At 64.0% G+C, this 2,851-nt stretch carries 3 protein-coding genes and 1 tRNA gene; all 4 read right to left on the reverse strand.

What is annotated here, in order from left to right; genetic code table 11:
- Positions 1 to 28 precede the first annotated feature (28 nt).
- On the reverse strand, positions 29 to 835 hold the full coding sequence (gene lptC / locus KP701_RS15945; protein ID WP_225198383.1) for an LPS export ABC transporter periplasmic protein LptC: 807 nt from the start codon (positions 833 to 835) through the stop codon (positions 29 to 31).
- Positions 832 to 1,830, reverse strand: coding sequence for an SIS domain-containing protein (locus tag KP701_RS15950; protein WP_215747898.1), 999 nt, complete (start codon positions 1,828 to 1,830; stop codon positions 832 to 834). The genes lptC and KP701_RS15950 overlap by 4 nt, the downstream gene beginning before the upstream one ends.
- A gap of 19 nt (positions 1,831 to 1,849) precedes the next feature.
- Entirely contained in the window at positions 1,850 to 2,494 is a 645-nt protein-coding gene (locus KP701_RS15955) for a ribonuclease D (RefSeq protein WP_215747899.1), read from the reverse strand.
- A 63-nt stretch (positions 2,495 to 2,557) separates the two neighbouring features.
- Positions 2,558 to 2,644: transfer RNA gene (locus KP701_RS15960), tRNA-Leu, on the reverse strand.
- Positions 2,645 to 2,851: the final 207 nt, after the last annotated feature.

The raw sequence follows: 2,851 nt of genomic DNA on the forward strand, positions 1-2,851 counted from the left end.
GGGGGGAGGAGGGCTGCGGGGCGGGGGATCATTTTTCGGTCTTCAGTCCTTGCAGGTGCAGGCGGGCCGCCGCACTCGGAGGGCCGTTGTCATCGTTGCGGACCGTCAGTCCCGGTCCTGTAAACTGCATGATACCTGCATGCTGGTCCAGAAAATAGCCTTGGGCGTCCTGCCGACCGAAGGGGCCTTCCGCGTGGACCCAGTCGCGGGATGCGATCACGTCGACCTTGAGGTCCAGATCGGCGGAGGGGCCGTTCATGAGAAGGCCGTCGTCACGGTAGAGCACGACGTTGTCGTCGAGATCGAGTGTCTGTTCGTGCTGCATGTAGACGCCGCGATCGGAGCGGATATGGGCCCAGGAGTTGCTTGAGAGCTGGATGTCGGCGACGGGATCGACCAGATCCACGCGATCGGGGCCCTGCTGGTGGGTGGTGCGGGCGGTGATCATGTAGGGATGGTTATGGGCGTCGAGGCCGCGATAGGTGGCCTGTTCCATGTTGCCGCTTTCCACGCGCAGGCGGGCCATTTCCTTCAGGGCGGCGCGGTTCTGGTTCATGAGATGGGAAATCTCGGGCCAGGCGGCGATGGAGCTGAGCAGGACGAGGGCCAGGCCCGGCAGCGCCCATTTGGCGAATCCCAGAAGGGAGCGGCGGCGGGCGAGCTGTTCGGCGTCGGGGGCCTGACGGATGCGCTGGAAGGCTGCGCGGCGCAGGCTGTCGAGACGGGCGAGGCTCTCGGCGCGGTCGGGATCGAAATCCTCGCGGCGGATGCGGGGCTCGCCGTTTTCGGAGCCCGGAGCGTTGGGGCCGGGAGCGTCCGGGTTGTGGCCGTTCATGACAGGCCGCTTCGCAGGAGGTCGTGGACGTGGACGATTCCCGAGGGGCGCCGGTCTTCATCCACGATGAAGAGGCTTGTGATGGGGCGCTCACGCTGGTTCATGAGCAGCAGCACGTCCTGCGCCAGCGTGGTGGGGGTGGCGGTGACGGGGGCGGCGTTCATGACGTCCTTCGCCGTGGTCGTGTCGAGGTCACCGGAGAGGGCGCGGCGCAGGTCGGCGTCCGTGATGAGGCCCTGAAGTACACCATTGTCATCAGTGACACCCATGCACCCGAATGACTTGCGTGTCATCTCGAGAATGACGGAGCGCAGCGGGAGGCTGCCCTGTCCGAGAGGCAGGGCGTCCCCGGTATGCATCAGCTCGCTGATGGGGCGCAGGCGGGCGCCGAGGAGGCCGCCGGGGTGGAAGACGCCGAAATCGCGGGCGGTGAAGCCGCGTTTTTCAAGCAGCGCGAGGGCGAGCGCGTCGCCCAGGGCGAGTTGCAGCAGGGTGCTCGTCGTCGGCGCCAGACCCATCGGGCAGGCTTCGGTGCTCGTGGGGAGGACCAGCGGGATCGCGGCGGCGCGGGCCAGCGCGGAGGTGTCGACCGAGGTGATGGCGATCACGCAGTGGTTCTGCCGGGCGGCATAGGACAGAATCGCGGCGAGTTCGGTGGTTTCGCCGGAATTGGAGAAGGCGAGGATCAGGTCGCCCGGGGCCACCATGCCCAGATCGCCATGGGCGGCTTCCGCAGGGTGCAGGAAAAGGGAGGGCGTGCCGGTTGAGGCGAGGGTGGCCTGGATCTTGCGGGCGATATGGCCGGATTTGCCGATTCCGGTGACGATCAGACGGCCTTCGCTTTTGGCGATGCGGTTCACGGCCTCGCAGAAAGCTTCTCCGAGCGGGCCGGAGAGGGCGTGTTCGAGGGCCTGAAGGCCTTCGCGCTCGATGGAGACGGTCTGGAGCGCCGAATCGAGCGCAGTACGGAAGGGGCGGGGCGACGGACGGTGCATGTTCAGGCCAGGCCGGAAATCAGGCGCGGTGCGAGAAGATGTCGGGCTCTTCGTAGCCCATGAGGTCCAGTCGGCAGCGGGCCGGAAGGAAATCGTAGCAGGCCTGCGCGAGGTCACGGCGGTTTTCACGGATCAGCATGGCTTCGAGCTTATCCCACAATGCGTGAAGATACAGCACGTCCGAAGCGGCATAGCGGAGCTGGTCGGGGGTGAGGGTTTGTGCGCCCCAGTCCGAACTCTGCTGGTGTTTGGAGATTTCCACGCCGAGAAGATCGCGGCACAGATACGCCAGACCGTGGCGGTCGGTGAAGGTGTAGACCAGCCGGGCGGCGATCTTGGTGCAGATGACCGACGGGATTGTGATGTCGAAGGCGTTCTGCAGGACTGCGACGTCAAAGCGTGCGAAATGCATCAGCTTGGTGACGGAATCGTCTGTCAGGAGGGCCTTGAGGTTCGGACAGTCATAGCCACGGCCGCCCATGGAGACCGGTTTGATCTGGACGAGATGGGCTTCACCATCGCCGGCTGAGAGCTGGACGAGGCAGAGGCGGTCACGATGGGGATTGAGACCCATGGTCTCGGTATCGATGGCAACAAGGGGGCCGAGATCGAAGTCGTCTGGCAGATCGCCGTCATAAAGATGGATGGCGTTCTGCTGGCTCATTCTATTGTCACCAAGTTTTTTTGATCACCAGAGGATCGAGGCGATTTATCGCCTGATCGTCTGTGGTGCCCAGAAGAAGACTCGAACTTCCACGTCCTTTCGGACACAGGTACCTGAAACCTGCGCGTCTACCAATTCCGCCATCTGGGCTCAGAAAGCACCGGGTTTTTTCAGTTTCCTGAGGCATCCCGGCTCGGTGAAGAGGCGTTTACCCCTGCACGTGTGGGGCGTCAACAGCCAAACTGAAAGAAAAGCAAAAAATGCGTACGAATTTTTCCGTAGAGGGGATCGGTGGCGGCATGGATGACGGGATTTATGAGGGGAGCGGGCCGGACAGGGGCGCGCAGTCCGTGGGGC

Source organism: Gluconobacter sp. P1C6_b (assembly GCF_018811945.1).
Classification (GTDB): Bacteria; Pseudomonadota; Alphaproteobacteria; order Acetobacterales; family Acetobacteraceae; genus Gluconobacter.